Source organism: Rhizobium ruizarguesonis, from assembly GCF_017357285.1.
In the GTDB taxonomy this organism is placed as follows: domain Bacteria; phylum Pseudomonadota; class Alphaproteobacteria; order Rhizobiales; family Rhizobiaceae; genus Rhizobium; species Rhizobium ruizarguesonis.
The window spans coordinates 509155-524540 of record NZ_CP071681.1 but is presented as its reverse complement, the minus strand read 5'-3'; the positions used below and the strand labels follow the sequence as shown (position 1 = coordinate 524540).

Sequence of the window (15386 nt, the reverse complement as noted above, 5' to 3'; positions counted from 1 at the left end):
GGTACGGAAAAGTGCATGCAATGTATGTGCCAGAAATTAATCTGTTGTTTTTTATAGTTTATCCATTCCAGAAAGACTTGCACATTGCAAAGTGCATACAGATTGATCGAATTCTTGCGCAAAAAGTAATCAATAGATATTTCTTGTTCATTGTGACTGCGTAGCTGGCACAAAGTCGAGTTACCCGAGGTATCTCCTGCATCAGAATGCGAAAATTTAACAATATCTTCGCCGTCCGATTTGACTTATCGAGTCTCGAACGTCATCTGTATGCAGAGTGTTGAGGTGAGCAGATTCGTATCGTGAAGCAAACCAGACGCAGAGAAGTGATCCGCAGCGGAACCACCGTCGAACAGATGGTGCGGGCGATTGCCGACATGATCGTCACAGGTGAAATGCTGCCGGGCGCGAAGTTGGACGAGGTATCGCTCGCGGTTCGTTTCGACGTTTCGCGCACGCCGGTGCGCGAAGCTCTGCGTGAGCTGGGCGCCATGGGATTGGTCGCGCGCGAGCCAAACCGCAGTGCCGTCGTTACCAATGTCACCGAAGCCTATCTGCATTCGATGTTCGAAGCGATGGCGGAACTCGAAGCGATCTGCGCCAGGCTCTCGGCCGAGCGTATGACGGTCGACGAGCGGCGCGCGCTGGAGCTGGAGCATCGGGGATCGATGAGGCTCGTGCATGCCGGCGCGGAAGAAGAATATTCGGCTCACAACACCGAATTCCACACCCGGCTTTATCGTGGCGCGCATAATGATCACGTCTTCGAGATGGTGATGCAGACACGGGCGCGGCTCGCGCCCTTTCGGCGGGCGCAGTTCCGCCTGCCCGGGCGTCTGGCAAAATCCTACGAGGAGCACGGCCGGATCGTCACCGCGATCATGCGCGCGGACGCCACCGCTGCGGGGCAGGCGGCATATTCCCATGTGGAAATTGTCAGCGATGCCAGCGCGGTATTTGCAACGCCCGGGGAGTAAAGAGGGCGCGACGCCCGAAATCAGGCGCCGCTAAAGCGCGTCGCGATCTTTCAGATTCGCTCCTCGCGCTTTAGGTCCTTGTTTTTACGCATGTCGTTGTCGCAAAACCACCGCACACTTTTGCGCGACATGCTCTGGGCCCCGCTACGAAGGCGAGAAAACCACGGCCGGCAAACGCCGAAGTTATGTCCCGGCCTCTACTCCGCCGCTTCGATGAAGCGGTGGCGTTCGTAGAGGAACTTCAGCACGGCTTCACGGCATTTGAGATATGTCCGGTCGGAGGCGAGTTCGATGCGATGGCGGGGACGGGGCATGGTCACGTCGAGCACTTCGCCGATGCGGGCCGCCGGGCCGTTGGTCATCATGACGATGCGATCGGACAGCAGCACCGCTTCGTCGACGTCATGAGTGATCATCACCATCGTATTGCCAAGCCGGGCGTGGATTTCCATCACCGCGTCCTGCAGATGAGCGCGGGTCAGCGCATCGAGCGCGCCGAAGGGTTCGTCGAGCAGCAGGATCTTCGGCTCCATTGCAAGCGCGCGGGCGATGCCGACGCGCTGTTTCATGCCGCCTGAAATTTCCGAAGGCCGCTTATCCCTGGCATGCGCCATCTGCACGAGATCGAGGTTGGCCATCACCCACTCATGCCGCTCGGCCTTGGTCTTCGTTCGGTTGAAGAGTTTGGAGACGGCGAGATTGACGTTCTCGTAGACCGTCAGCCAGGGCAGCAGCGAGTGGTTCTGGAAGACGACGGCGCGCTCCGGACCGGGTCCGTTGACCTCACGGTTTTCAAGCAACACGGCGCCTGCCGAAACCGGGGTCAGGCCGGCGATGAGGTTGAGCAGGGTGGACTTGCCGCAGCCCGAATGGCCGATGATCGAGACGAATTCGCCTGCGGAAATCGTCAGGTTGATGTCCTTCAGGACCTCGGCGCGCACGCCGCCCCGATCGAAATGTTTGTCGATATGATCAAGCTTCAGATAGGCGTTCATAGGTGCGTTCCTCAGTTGGCCATGGCGCCGCGGGTGATGAGTTTGCCGAGTGCGGCCACCAGCTTGTCGAGGGCGAAGCCGACGATGCCGATATAGGCGAGCGCGACGATGATGTCTGGAAGGCGCGACGAGTTCCATGCGTCCCAGATGAAGAAGCCGATGCCGACGCCGCCCGTCAGCATTTCTGCCGCGACGATGGCGAGCCAGGAGAGGCCGACGCCGATCCTGAGGCCGGTGAAGATGTAAGGCGCTGCCGAAGGCAGCATGATCTTCCAGAAAAACTCGAACTGGTTGAGCCGCAGCACCTCGGCGACATTGCGGTAATCCTGCGGGATATTGCGGACGCCGACGGCGGTGTTGATGATCACCGGCCAGATCGACGTGATGAAGATCACGAAGATCGCCGAGGGGTTGGAATCCTGGAAGGCTGCGAGCGACAGCGGCAGCCAGGCGAGCGGCGGAACCGTACGCAGCACCTGGAAGATCGGATCGAGGCCACGCATCGCCCAGACCGACTGGCCGATGATCGCACCGACGACGACGCCGGTGACCGCTGCAAGCCCAAAGCCATAGAGAACGCGCTGCAGCGAAACGAGCACGCGCCAGCCGAGCCCGATATCCTGGGAACCGTAGTTGAAAAACGGATAGGCGATCAGGTCATAGCTATCCTGCCAGACCCGGTGCGGTGAGGGCAAAGACGCATCCGCCGACGAACAGAGCACCTGCCAGACGAGCAGGATGAGTGCCAGTACGACGAGTGGCGGAACGACGTTGCGAAGTGCGGTCAGTGCCGCTCGACGAAAATCGATCCGCGATCCGTGCTTGCCGGAAAATGGCAGAACCTTTGCCGCCAGCTTGGCAGAGGCGGCCGTGGAGGGATTTTCTTTATTTGCCAGGGCGAACATCAACGCGCTCCTCACGTGAATGAAAGGCCGGCGCGCCCGTTGCGCGCCGGAGCGGGTCAGGAGACAGCCTTGATCGAAAGGCTGTCGAGATAGGCCGAGGGATTTTCAGGGTCGAAGACCTTGCCGTCGAAGAAAGTCTCCTTGCCGCGAGAAGACGATGCGGGGATATCGGCCGCCGCGACGCCGAGATCCTTGGCGGCCTCGCGCCAGATGTCTTCGCGGTTCACCTGGTTGACCAGCGCCTTGATGTCGGTGCTCGCCGGCAGATTTCCCCAACGGATGTTTTCCGTCATGAACCATGTGTCGTGGCTCTTGAACGGGTAGGAGGCGCCGTCCTTCCAAAATTTCATATAGAGGTCGGTGGCCTTGACCTCGCGGCCGTTGCCATAATTGATGTCGCCCTTGAGGCGGCCGAGCACGTCCTTCGTCGGAACGTTGAACCATTGGCGCTTGCCGAGAATGTCAGCCATCTCCGCCTTGTTGTCCATGCTTTCGCACCATTGCTGAGCCTCCATGACGGCCATCAGCAGGGCCTTGGCAGCATTGGGATTCTTTTCGATCCAGTCGGCGCGCAGTCCGAGCGCTTTTTCAGGATGACCCTTCCAGAGCTCGCCGGTGGTGGCTGCGGTAAAGCCGATGCCCTGGTTGACGAGCTGCTCATTCCACGGTTCGCCGACACAGAAGACGTCCATGTTGCCGACCTTCATGTTGGCAACCATCTGCGGCGGCGGCACGACGATGGTCGAAACGTCCTTGTTCGGATCAATGCCGCCGGCGGCGAGCCAGTAACGGATCCAGAGGTCATGGGTGCCGCCCGGGAAGGTCATGGCGGCCTTGATCTCCTTGCCCTCCGCCTTCTTTTTCTCGAATGCGGCCTTCAGCTTCGAGGAATCGAGCTGCACGCCGGTTTCGGCATATTCCTTGGCGACGGAAATACCCTGGCTGTCGAGGTTGAGCCGGGCAAGGATCGCCATCGGCACCGGTTTATTGTTCTGCGTCACCTTGCCGGTATGCATGAGATAAGGGAGCGGCGACAGGATATGCGCACCGTCGATGCCGTTTGCCGCGCCGCCCAGCACGAGATTGTCGCGGGTCGCACCCCAGGAGGCCTGTTTGGCCACATCCGTTTCCGGAAGGCCATGCTTGTCGAAAAGGCCCTTTTCCTTGGCGATGATCAGCGGCGCGGAATCCGTGAGTGCGATAAAGCCGAGCTTGACACCTGTCACTTCAGGGCCTGCTCCGGCCGCGAAAGCGCCGGACGGAAAGGCCGTCTTGACAGCGCCGATGAGGGCAGCCGCTGCAGTCGTCTTGAGCATGCCGCGGCGGGTCATGCCGGTTGTAAAAATCCCAGTCTGCAAATTCTTTGTCATGCGCAGGTTCCCTCTGCTGGCTGAATTTGGACACAAAAAAACGCCGCCGGAAATTGCGTCCAGGGGATGGGAGAATCCCGGAGCAAAAACCTTGCGACGTCGGTGTCTATTGTAGGCGCTTATGCCGCGCCTATCTGCGCCGGTCGCCATTGACCGATGCGTCTCAGAACCTGCAAGCAGCGTGCCAATTTCGAGAGGAGATGGTAACGGCATGAAGCAAAAGGAGAAATGCGAAGAATTGACTGGCGCCCATTTCTTAGGCTTATTATTTTCTGCTTCCGTTTTGTGCGATTGCTAGCGTAATCGCAGCCATGCGAGCGCTCTATTTGTGCAGTGCACGCAATATGGAAGTCGCGATCACCCAGACCGCAGAGCGGATTCTACCCCTCTCATTCGTCGGTATTGCCACCGGGAAAGCTCAGGAGGGGAAGGTCAATGCGTGGCGATTGCCTCGCCATCCTCTCATTTCATTGCAGCAAAGATACGAGGCCGTAGAACGCCGCCGATATTGCTGCAGCCGCCGGCATCGTGACGATCCAGGCTATCACGATGTTGCCGGCCAATCCCCAGCGCACGGCGGAGACACGACGAGCCGCGCCCACTCCAACGATTGCTCCGGTGATGGTATGCGTCGTCGAAACGGGAATACCGAGCCACGTCGCTCCGAAGAGTGTCAAGGCTCCGCCGGTCTCTGCGCAGAAACCTTGCATGGGGTTGAGCCTCGTGATCTTCGACCCCATGGTATGAACGATCCGCCATCCGCCAAAGAGCGTACCGAGAGCCATTGCCGACTGGCAGGAAATGACCACCCAGAAAGGCACGTAGAATGTCGGGCCGAGATATCCCTGGCTGAACAAGAGCACCGCGATGATGCCCATCGTCTTCTGCGCATCGTTCCCGCCATGGCCAAGCGAATAGAGCGAAGCGGACACAAACTGCATAATGCGAAATGTCCGATCCACCGCAAACGGCGTTTGCCGGACGAATAGCCAGGAGACGGCGAGCACCAGCACCAGGGCAAGCAGGAAGCCGATGGCTGGCGAAAGGAAAATAGCGCCGACCGTCTTTAGAAGGCCGTTCCAGACGATCGAGCTGAAGCCAACCTTTGCCAGACCGGCCCCCACCAGCCCACCGACAAGCGCATGCGACGAACTGGATGGAATCCCCAAAATCCAGGTAAGAATATTCCAAATGATCGCGCCCATGAGGGCGGCGAAGATCACTTGAGGCGAAACGATCGCAGGATCGATGATGCCGGTCCCCAGTGTCTCGGCCACATGTAGACCGAAGAACAGGAATGCAATGAAATTGAAGAACGCCGCCCAGGCGACCGCATACTGTGGCCGCAGGACGCGGGTCGAGACGATCGTGGCGATCGAATTGGCCGCGTCATGCAGACCATTGAGAAAATCGAAGAACAGGGCGACGACGACCAGGCCGACGAGCAGCGGGAAAGCGAGGGAAGCATCCATCAGACGTTCTCGATGAGAATGCCGCTGATTTCGTTGGCGACATCCTCGAAGCGGTCGACGACTTTCTCCAACTCTCCGTAGATTTGGCTTCCGATCATGTAGGCCATAGCGTTGCCGCCGGGGCCATAACGCAAAAACAGATCCTTCAAGCCCTGGTCGTGGAGTTCATCGGAACGACCCTCCACTCGGGTGACTTCCTCCGCGATGGCTGCCAGACGCTGCGCATTGGCTCCCAATCTGTCGAGGAGCGGTATCGCTTCCGCAATGAGGTTTGCTGCCTTGACGATTTCGCCGCCCATGTGCTGCATAAGCGGATCGAAGCTCGATTGCTCGAACAAGCGGATCGTCTTGACTGTCTTATGCATCATGTCGATCGCATCATCCATCGACTGGATGAGATCCTTGATGTCGCCGCGGTCGAAAGGCGTGATGAAGCTTCGCCGAACGGCAAGAAGAACCTCGCGCGTGACGTCATCGGCCTCGTCTTCCAATGTGACGATACGTTCGCAGTTTTTCTGGACGTCATTGCCTTGCAAGAGTTGATCGAGGGCGTGCGCTGCGGCAACGACAGTTTTCGAGTGCTTGGAAAACATTTCAAAGAATCTGTCTTCCCGTGGCATCAGCCTGCGAAAAATGCTCATCATGCCTGCGAACCTTCCTCGTGCGGCCGATTGTCATAAAAGTGTCATAAACACGCTCAGGCAGTTGAAGCAACAAGCAAATTCGGTAACTCAGTCAATATGACGCCTAGCAAAAAAGGCAGGAAGCCTCGACCGGACAAGTCCCAGCCACTGCTGCGGCAGCTCGCTGCTGTTCCTGAAATGCTGTTCGCCGGTGCATTCCGTCAACAATACGGCGCACTTTGCTTCCGTCACGGCAATGGCGGATCCGAGGTCGAAATCCTGGTGATCACATCGCGCGAGAGCGCACGCTGGGTCATCCCGAAAGGATGGCCGATGAAAGGGAAAAAGCCTTTCGAAGCAGCAGCAATCGAGGCCTGGGAGGAGGCAGGCGTGCGCGGGGTGGTGAAGAAGAGGCCGGTCGGCCGCTATACCTATCTGAAAGAACTCGACAACGGCGATGTGGCGCCCTGTATCGTCGACATGTTTCAGATTGAAGTCACGGAAATCAGCGGCGATTTCAAGGAGCGGGGTCAGCGTATTCTCGAATGGGTCAGCCCGGATGAAGCGGCAAGACGCGTTCGCGAGATCGAACTCAAGTCGCTGCTCGTCCAATTTGAGGCGCGCGGCCGCAAGAAACGCGATCGCGGCTGACCACAGGCTTTTTCGCCGACGCGTTACAGCGCCGCGCGTCTTTTTAGGGAATTATGCAGTCGGCGTTTGATCCCGAAAACCGCTTTCCGCACTATGCCCTATCGCTCGAATGGTTCGCCGAGCGAAGCCACGCCGTTCAGTTTCAGCAGACGACGGTCGGCGGAGATGATGCCGAGCACGATGATCGTGACGAGATATGGCAGGCTCGAGAGCAGTTGCGAGGGAACGTCCAGTCCGGTTGCCTGGGCTGCAAGGCCCATCAGCGAGACCGCGCCGAAGAGGCAGGCGCCGAGGAAGATACGACCGGTGAGCCAAGTCCCGAAGACGACGAGGGCGATGGCGATCCAGCCGCGCCCGGCAATCATTCCATCGGCCCAGAGTGGTGTATAGACTACCGACGCATAGGCGCCGGCGAAGCCGGCCATCGCACCGCCGAAGGCGATGGCGAGGACGCGGACTGAGATTACCGAATAGCCGATGGCGTGAGCGGCCTTCGGGTTCTCGCCGACGGCGCGGACGATGAGGCCAAGCTTGGTGTAGGCAAATATCGCCCACAAGGCGAGGGTCGCGGCGAGTGAAATCCACACGACGATGTCCTGGACGAAAAGGCCGCCGACAATCGGCAATTCCGAAAGCCCCGGAAGGGCGAGCTTCGGAAGTCCCCTGACCGTGAGGCTTTCATAGGTCTTGCCGAAAAGCGCGGAAAGGCCCTGGCCGAGAATGCCGATGGCAAGGCCCGCTGCCACCTGGTTTGCCCGGAAACCCAGCGTGACGAAGGCGAAGAGCAGCGAAAGGACAGCGCTGCCGAGCCCGGCTGCGACGAAACCCAGGAGATGTCCGCCGCCCTGGTAGACGATAATGAAGGCGAGCACGGCACCGAAGGCCATCAATCCCTCGACCCCGAGGTTGAGGACGCCGGCGCGCTCGGCCACCAGCTCGCCGAGGGCTGCCAGAAGAAACGGTGTCGCAGCCGCAAGCATGCCGGCAAGAATGAACTCGATGGCGTTCATGACGGGCTCCGGTGGGCGGCGCGGCGCCATTCAAGGCGATAGCGCACGAAGGCGACGGCGATCAGATAGGCGAGCAGCAGGCTGCCCTGGAAGACACGGACGGCGGCGATCGGCAGGTTGGCCGAGACCATGGCATTGTCGCCGCCGATATAGATGACCGCCATGACCAGCCCCGAGATCACGATGCCGATCGGATGCAGGCCGCCGAGATAGGCGACGATGATGGCCGCATAGCCATAGCCGCTCGCGACCGAACGCTGCAGTTGACCGAGCGGACCGGCGACTTCGGCAGCCCCGGCAAGGCCGGCTGCAAAGCCGCCGATCAGCAGCGAAAGCCAGATCGCCCAACCTTCCCTGAAGCCGGCGTAGCCGGCAGCCCGCGGTGCCAGACCACCGACCTGCAGCTTGTAGCCGATGAAGCTCCTCTGCATGAAGATCCAGGCCGCAACCGAGAAAGCCAGCGTAATCAGGAACGAGACATTGACGCGCGTGCCGGCAATCAGGGTCGGCACCATGGCATCATACTGAAACATCACCGACTGGGGGAAGTTGAAGCCGTTCGGATCCTTCCAGGGGCCGAGCAGCAGATAGTTCAGCAGTTGCGCCGCAACGAGGCCCAGCATCAACGAAACGAGGATCTCGTTGGCGTTGAGGCGCACGCGCCAGAAAGCGGTGAGAGAAGCCCAGAATGCGCCGCCGATGGCGCCGAGCAGCAGCATTGCCGGCCAGATCCACTGGCCCGTCGCTTGCGGAAACCAGACCGGAATGGCAGAGGCGAAGATCGCACCGAGAATGAACTGGCCTTCGGCGCCGATGTTGAAGACCTTGGCGCGAAAGCCGATCGCCAACCCCTGTGCGATCAGGAGGAGCGGTCCTGCCTTTAAAAGCACCTCCGAAAATGAGGCCCAGGAAAGGAAGGGTTCGAAAAGCATCGCATAAACGACCGCGACAGGGTCGCGGCCCATCAAGATGTATAGGCCGAGGTTGAGCGCGGTCGCTATGACAAGTGCCATGACGGGCGCGAGCAAGGTCGCGGCAAGCGAGGCGCGCTCCCGGCGGACCAGGGTGGGAACGAAAGCAAGGGACCAAGCGCTCATTACTGGACTTTCTCGGGCGAGGCTTGTGCCCCGATCATGTATCGGCCGATCTCCTCGGGCTTCGTGTCGCGTGTTGCGAGCGGCGGGCTGAGCCGGCCGTGATGCAGCACCTGGATGGAATCGCAGAGCTCGAACAGTTCTTCCAACTCTTCGGAAATGACGAGGATCGCCATGCCCTGATTGCGCAATGCGACCAGACGGCTGCGGATGGCGGATGCAGCGCCGATATCCACGCCCCAGGTTGGCTGCGCCACGAAAAGCAATTTGGGAGACAGCATGATTTCGCGGCCAACGATGAACTTCTGCAGATTGCCGCCCGATAGAGTGCCGGCTTCCGCATCCGGGCCTGGCGTGCGGACATCGTACTGACGGATGCAATCCTTGGTGAACGCCAACGCCCGCGCCCTGTCGACGAGACCGTGCCGCAAAAGCTTGAGCGGATGGGCCGTCAGCAGGCTGTTGAGGGCGAGCGACATTTCGGGGACGGCGCCGCGTCCGAGCCGGTCTTCCGGAACGAAGGCAAATCCGAGCGTCCGCCGCGTGGCGGCATCGAGCCTGCCGACATCCATCCCCATCATGTAGATCCGGTCGCGTTGGTCGCGCGCCAGCAGCGTCTCACCTGAAATCAGTGCGGCAAGCTCGCTTTGGCCGTTGCCCGAAATACCGGCGATCCCGAGGATTTCGCCGGCACGCACTTCAAGGCTGATGCCGGAGAGCGGCACGGCAAAGGGATCGTCGGGCTGATAGTCCAAACCGATGATCTCCAGCCGCTTTTCCCCGCCAGACGTTGGCAGCGCCGAGATGGGAGCGGGCATATCGCGGCCGATCATCATGCGGGCAAGGTCATGGGCATCATGTTCGCGCGGATCGACATCCCCGGTCACGCGTCCACCGCGCAGGATGGTCGCCCGGTCACAGATCGCCCGGATTTCCTCCAGCTTGTGGGATATCAACAGGATGGAAACGCCGCCGTCGCGCAGCCGACGCAGCGTGTCGAAGAGCTTCTCCACCAGTTGCGGCGGCAGGACAGAGGTCGGCTCGTCGAGGATCAGCAGCTTCGGATTTGTCATCAGGCTTCGGATGATCTCCACCCGTTGCCGCTCGCCGACGGATAGCGCATGCACATGGGCGAGCGGGTCGACCTCAAGGCCGAATTCCCGTCCAAGCGTCCGGATGCGGTCCTTGAGCTCAGCCTTGCGACCCGGCACGACCAGCCGAATATTCTCCAGGACCGTCAGGGTCTCGAACAGCGAAAAGTGCTGGAAGACCATGCCGATGCCGTGGCGCCTCGCCTCGGCGGGGGAGGCGAGGCGCAAGGGCTCTCCTTCCCAGACGACATCTCCGTCGTCTGGTTGCTCGACGCCGTAGATCAGCTTCATCAGCGTCGATTTTCCCGCCCCGTTTTCGCCGAGGATCGCATGGATCGATTGCGGCGCCACGTCCAGATCGACTGCCTGATTGGCGTGGATCTGGCCGTAGCTCTTCGAAATGCCGCGCAGCGACAGGAGCGGGGCGGTCATGACTTATTTCGGCAGCGGCGTGGACACGCCCTTGACGTGCCAATTCATGGCGATGATCTCGGCGTCGGCCATGGTTGCGCCGGATGCGACACCTTCGCTGCCGTCGGCCTTGGTGATCGGCCCGGTGAAGGGCGAGAAGCTGCCGTCGGCGATCTTTACCTCGATTTCCTTGATCTTGGTCATCACGTCAGCTGGAACATCCGGGTTCCAGTCGACCACTTCGACGACCTTGTCGGCGACGCCGAGGAACGCATTGGCGCCCTTGAACGTACCGGCAAGGTGAGCGTCGACCGACGCCTTGAAGAACGGCGACCAGTCCGTCGAGATGCATCCGAGATAGGTTTTCGGTGCGTATTTCTTCATCGAGGAGTTAAGGTTGAAGGCGTAGACGCCGGCTTCCTCGCAGGCCGAGATGACGGACGGCGTGTCCTGGGCATTGGAGAAGATCACGTCGCACTTCTGCGCGATCAGGGCTTTGGCGGCTTCCTGCTCCTTGGCCGGGTCGAACCAGGAGTTCACCCAGACGACCGAGACCTCGATATCCGGCTTGACGGCCTGGGCGCCGAGGGTGAAGGCGTTGATCGAAGTGATCAGTTCGGGAATCGCAAAGGCGGATACGGAGCCGAGCTTGCCGGTCTTGGAGAGGGCTGCGGCAGCCATGCCGAGCAGATAGGTGCCCTGGAAATACTTGGCCGCAAAAGGCGAGAAGTTCGGAGCGATCTGGAAGCCGGAGGCGTGCAGAACCGTAACGCTCGGATCGCGGCGAGCGATCTGCAAGGCACCGTTCTGATAGCCGAAAGAGCCAGCGACCAGGAACTTGTTTCCGTCGGCGACGGTCTTGTTCATGATGCGGTCGGCGTCCGGGCCTTCGGCGATATTCTCGAGCACGGTGACCTTCACCTTGTCGCCGTAAGCGGCCTTGATCGGCTCGAGACCGGCGGCAAGCGCATGCCCCCAGCCGACGTCGCCGATCGGCGACGGGACGACGAGCGTGATGCCGAGCGGCTCGTCGGCGGCCAAAGCAAGACGGCTGCCGAGCACGCCGGCAAGGCCGGTAGCGGCAGCGGCCGTCATCAGGTTTCTGCGGGTCAGTTTGGTCATGTTCTCAGTTCCCTCTTTTGGTTTTTTTAAAATTCCACGGTGGATAGTGCAGCCTCTGCATCGGCAGCCAGCTTGGCCTCGTCGAGACCGGGGAATTCGCCCTTCTGCCAGACGATGCGGCCATTGATCATGGTCATGTCGGTCGCCATACCGATGCCGACGCGGGCAATCAGGCTCAGCGGGTCGTGCCGCGTGCCGACATAATCCATACGGCGAGTGTCGATCGCAAACAGGTCAGCGGCCATGCGGGGCGCCAGCCGGCCGATCTCGTGCCGGCCGAGCAGGCTGGCACCCCCTGACGTGCCGTAGCCGAGGAAATCGACCGGCGGCGGCACGGGATGGGCGCGGCCGGAGGCGACGAGGCACTGCAGCATGTAGGCGGAATGCAGGCAGTGCATCAGGTTGGAATTGTCGTTGGAGGCAGCCCCGTCGCAGCCGAGGCCGACGCGCAGGCCGAAGGCGGCCATGGCGGGAATGTCGGTGACCTCAGCGCCGACCAGATAGACGGGTTCCGGGCAATGCGCGACACCGGTGCCGCTGGCGGCCATCTTCCTGAGTTCGTCATGGGTCAGCTCCCAGCAATGGGCATAGAAGGCATCGGGCCCGGCAAAGCCGAGTTCTTCGAGATAGTCGACCGTGCGCATGCCGTGGCGCGCCTGGATGACCGGGCTTTCGCCTTCGCCGACATGGGTATGCATCATGACGCCGCGATCACGCGCCAGCGCCACCGATTCCACGAAGGTCTCGCGATAGCAATTGACCGGCTGGCAGGGCGCGACCACCACCTGGCGCATGCTGAAGGGGCTGGTATCGTGGTAGGTCTCGATCAGCCGGGCGCAGTCGGCGATGAACTCGTCGGTCGTTTCCAGCATCTCGTCGGGGATGGTCGAGCCTTCCGACTTCGGCAAGGTGTTGCCGCCGCGGCCGGCATGGAAGCGCATGCCGAGCAGCTCGGCCGCTTCGAACTGGCGGTCGATCAGCCGCTTCCCGGCATGCCGGGGGAAATTGTACTGGTGGTCGAAGGCCGTGGTGCAGCCATGCTTGATCATCTCGGCCATCGCCGTGACGGAGGAGTGGTAAAAGCATTCCTCGTTGAGCTGCGAAAAGATCGGGTAGATGCGGTCGAGCCACTCGATCACCGAGAGCTTCGTCCAGTCGAGATCGGCGCGGTTGCGCACGAAGCACTGAAAGAAGTGATGATGGGTGTTGACGAGGCCCGGATAGACAAACCAGCCGGCGGCATCCTGAACGGTCGTGCCGGCAGGCAGTGCGTCCGCCCCCAGATTTTCGCCGATCGCCAGGATCGCCGGACCGCTGGTCAGGAGATCGACATTGCGATGGACGACCGGTCCCTTGCCCTCGTCGACAATCACGGCTGCGCAGTTCTTCAGGAGATATCCAGCCATGTCACGCCTCGCCCGGTTCGATATGAGGTTCGGGCTTCAGCTCGTGCAGCCGGTGAATGCCTGGCATTTCGATAAACTTGTCGAGGGCGCGCAGCGCCCGGGACCAGAGCCGGATGGCGGGATAGGCATCCAGCGTGACGCCGCCATCGGGCGCCAGCGCTACATAGGGAAAGCAGCCGATGTCGGCAATTGTCGGCCGATCGGCGGCGAGGAAGCGCATGCCGCGAAGACCCTGCTCGACAAGCCCGGCTTCAAGCTCGCGAAGCGCGGCGATGCCCTGGGCCTGCAGCGCGCCGATATCGCCCGGCCGCAGCAGCATCTCATGGAGCCGTGCTGCCCCGAGGCTTGCCGTCAGCCGGCCGGAGAACGACAGCCATTGCTGCACCCGTGCCGCTTCCTCGGCCGTACCGCTGCCGAGCCACTCGGGTGCTGCCTTGGCGGCAAGATAGACGAGGATCGCCGACGATTCCGTCAGGATCAGGTCGCCATCCTCCAGGATCGGAATGGAGCCTGCCGGGTTGAGCGCAAGCAGCTCGGGACCGCGATGCTCGGCGCCGGGATGGAAATCCACCGGGCGCAAGTCAAGCTTCACCCCGGTCAGCGCCGCCATCAGACGCACCTTGTAGCAACTGGGCGAGAGAATGTAGTCGTAGAGCTTCATTGCGCCACCAGCTGTGCGCCGTAGGTATAGTTGTGACGCTTCAGCCAGCGCCGGTAGGCGATCGATGTCAGATCGGCCCGCGTCGGGATTTCCATGCCGGGGTCGAGCGGCAGCAGCCGCGGGATCTGGTTTTCGAGGATCGAGCGATCTTGCAGGAAGATCGTCTGCTGGAAGTGGATGAGGTCGGTCATCGCGGTCTCGTCATCGAAGAGCGCCATCCATGGCCAGACGTCGCACAGGTCCTCTGCCAGCGGCTGCACGAAGAGCGTGATGACATCCCATTCGCTCGGGCGCGGCGGGCAGGTCTTGTAAAGCACGGAGCAGGTCGGTGCCGGCACACGGTACATGTATTCCGTCGTGATCCCGCCGCTTGCCGATTTGGCGGCCTGCGGCTGGTAGAATTTCACTTGCGTTGCCCAGACCTCGTCTTCTTCCTCGCGGATCTCGACCTTGTAGTTCTGCACCTCGGTGTGCGGCTCCGCGCCGAGAATGTCGGTGTGGACGAAGGGGAAATGGGCGATGTCGAGGAAGTTCTCGACGGCGCGGAGCGGCGAGCAGCGCACCCGCACCACGCCGACATCGACGAAGCGACGGCCGGGCTGGTCAGCCTCGGGAATTGGGAAAAGCTCCTTCTTCGGCTCGCCGAGGGAGGACCAGACATGACCGTAACGCACACGCACCGGCAGAACACGGCCATCGCCGCCCGTCACCTTCGCATTGCCATCGCCATCGCGCGCCACTTCGATCGGCTCGCCCATCAGCGCCGTCTTACGGCCGGCGCTGTCGAGCTGGCTGAAAAGCCCGACCGGATACCATTCGTCGATCATCGCCTGCACGGTCATTGCGCGACCTCCTTTTTCTGAAGATCCTCGGCTCGGCGGCGCAGGCTCTCGGCGACCCGTGAAGCACCGATGCCCGCCTCCGGGCCGGTGTCACCCTTCAGCAGCACATGGATCAACGTCTGTCCGTCTTCCCAAGCGGATAATAGCAGACAGACGGTCCCGGTGGATGCGTCGATCTCGACTAGACCGACATTGCTCGCCTTCGCACCGGCCGCCGCCTCGATCGCCGCGATGCCGGCGAATGCCGTCAGCGAACGCAAGGGAGTGAGGTCATCAAGCCTCGGTGGCTTCGAAGCGGGCGCACCCACAGCCACCCAGATCACGTTATCTGTTTCCTCGACGTCATGGGTGGCGACGCGGATTGTCTCCGGTGGCGTCAGGCCTGGATGAGCCGGAATGCGGAGACAGTTTCCGGCCTGGCCGTAGCTCCAACCGTGATAGATGCAGGAGAGCGTCTCGCCGCGCACGAAGCCGTGAGACAAGCGCATGCCACGATGCGGACAGCGATCCGCCGATGCCGATATGCGCCCCGAAGCGCTACGCCACAGGGCAATCGATCCGGCTGCCGTCCGTGCCGGTATGACGGTTCCGGCCGGCAAATCCCGGGAAAGGGCGACTGGCGTCCAAAAGCCGGTCGTAGGGGATGGCATGACTAGATTTCCCAAACAAAATCATATGCTTGCTGAGCACGCCCTACCTCGCCCTCGAGGCAATTCCGCTCAACCTTATCAGGTTTGCATAATTATTTCGCATTGG

General features: G+C 61.2%; 15 protein-coding genes. 2 read left to right on the top strand and 13 right to left on the bottom strand.

Annotated elements, in window-relative coordinates:
- The first annotated feature begins 302 nt into the window (after nt 1-302).
- On the top strand, nt 303-977 hold the full coding sequence (locus tag J3P73_RS33520; protein WP_018070742.1) for a GntR family transcriptional regulator: 675 nt from the start codon (nt 303-305) through the stop codon (nt 975-977).
- A gap of 197 nt (nt 978-1174) precedes the next feature.
- On the opposite strand, the gene J3P73_RS33515 is transcribed toward J3P73_RS33520, so the two are convergent.
- The 5 genes from J3P73_RS33515 to J3P73_RS33495 form a co-directional block, all read right to left on the bottom strand.
- A complete protein-coding gene (locus J3P73_RS33515) occupies nt 1175-1972 on the bottom strand; it encodes an ABC transporter ATP-binding protein (protein ID WP_017958153.1) in 798 nt (265 codons plus the stop codon).
- Between the two features lie 11 nt (nt 1973-1983).
- Nucleotides 1984-2877, bottom strand: coding sequence for a nitrate ABC transporter permease (ntrB, locus tag J3P73_RS33510; protein WP_018070743.1), 894 nt, complete (start codon nt 2875-2877; stop codon nt 1984-1986).
- A 56-nt stretch (nt 2878-2933) separates the two neighbouring features.
- Complete coding sequence (locus J3P73_RS33505; RefSeq protein ID WP_207580100.1) at nt 2934-4247, bottom strand: CmpA/NrtA family ABC transporter substrate-binding protein; 1314 nt, start codon at nt 4245-4247, stop codon at nt 2934-2936.
- Between the two features lie 467 nt (nt 4248-4714).
- Nucleotides 4715-5719 (bottom strand): inorganic phosphate transporter, encoded by a 1005-nt coding sequence (locus J3P73_RS33500; RefSeq protein ID WP_075223737.1) that lies wholly within the window; start codon nt 5717-5719, stop codon nt 4715-4717.
- The gene (locus J3P73_RS33495) at nt 5719-6363 is read right to left on the bottom strand and encodes a DUF47 domain-containing protein (RefSeq protein WP_130680645.1); all 645 of its coding nucleotides are present in this window, start codon (nt 6361-6363) and stop codon (nt 5719-5721) included. Before J3P73_RS33495 ends, J3P73_RS33500 begins: the two co-directional genes overlap by 1 nt.
- Before the next feature lie 96 nt (nt 6364-6459).
- Here J3P73_RS33495 and J3P73_RS33490 point away from each other — a divergent pair, with 96 nt between their 5' ends.
- A complete protein-coding gene (locus J3P73_RS33490) occupies nt 6460-6993 on the top strand; it encodes an NUDIX hydrolase (RefSeq protein ID WP_024320240.1) in 534 nt (177 codons plus the stop codon).
- A 98-nt stretch (nt 6994-7091) separates the two neighbouring features.
- On the opposite strand, the gene J3P73_RS33485 is transcribed toward J3P73_RS33490, so the two are convergent.
- From J3P73_RS33485 to J3P73_RS33450, 8 genes are read right to left on the bottom strand one after another with little or no spacing between them, the layout of a single operon-like run.
- Nucleotides 7092-8003 (bottom strand): ABC transporter permease, encoded by a 912-nt coding sequence (locus J3P73_RS33485; protein ID WP_130657762.1) that lies wholly within the window; start codon nt 8001-8003, stop codon nt 7092-7094.
- Complete coding sequence (locus tag J3P73_RS33480) at nt 8000-9100, bottom strand: ABC transporter permease (protein WP_130774255.1); 1101 nt, start codon at nt 9098-9100, stop codon at nt 8000-8002. Before J3P73_RS33480 ends, J3P73_RS33485 begins: the two co-directional genes overlap by 4 nt.
- Nucleotides 9100-10620, bottom strand: a complete 1521-nt coding sequence (locus J3P73_RS33475; protein WP_130718429.1) for an ABC transporter ATP-binding protein — start codon at nt 10618-10620, stop codon at nt 9100-9102. The genes J3P73_RS33480 and J3P73_RS33475 overlap by 1 nt, the downstream gene beginning before the upstream one ends.
- Nucleotides 10621-10623: 3 nt before the next feature.
- On the bottom strand, nt 10624-11721 hold the full coding sequence (locus J3P73_RS33470; RefSeq protein ID WP_024320237.1) for a BMP family ABC transporter substrate-binding protein: 1098 nt from the start codon (nt 11719-11721) through the stop codon (nt 10624-10626).
- A gap of 26 nt (nt 11722-11747) precedes the next feature.
- Nucleotides 11748-13127, bottom strand: a complete 1380-nt coding sequence (locus J3P73_RS33465) for an amidohydrolase (protein WP_130774254.1) — start codon at nt 13125-13127, stop codon at nt 11748-11750.
- A gap of 1 nt (nt 13128) precedes the next feature.
- Nucleotides 13129-13788, bottom strand: a complete 660-nt coding sequence (locus J3P73_RS33460) for a glutathione S-transferase family protein (RefSeq protein WP_130657758.1) — start codon at nt 13786-13788, stop codon at nt 13129-13131.
- A complete protein-coding gene (locus tag J3P73_RS33455) occupies nt 13785-14630 on the bottom strand; it encodes an aromatic ring-hydroxylating oxygenase subunit alpha (RefSeq protein ID WP_018070754.1) in 846 nt (281 codons plus the stop codon). Before J3P73_RS33455 ends, J3P73_RS33460 begins: the two co-directional genes overlap by 4 nt.
- A complete protein-coding gene (locus tag J3P73_RS33450) occupies nt 14627-15280 on the bottom strand; it encodes a Rieske (2Fe-2S) protein (RefSeq protein ID WP_130657757.1) in 654 nt (217 codons plus the stop codon). Before J3P73_RS33450 ends, J3P73_RS33455 begins: the two co-directional genes overlap by 4 nt.
- Nucleotides 15281-15386: the final 106 nt, after the last annotated feature.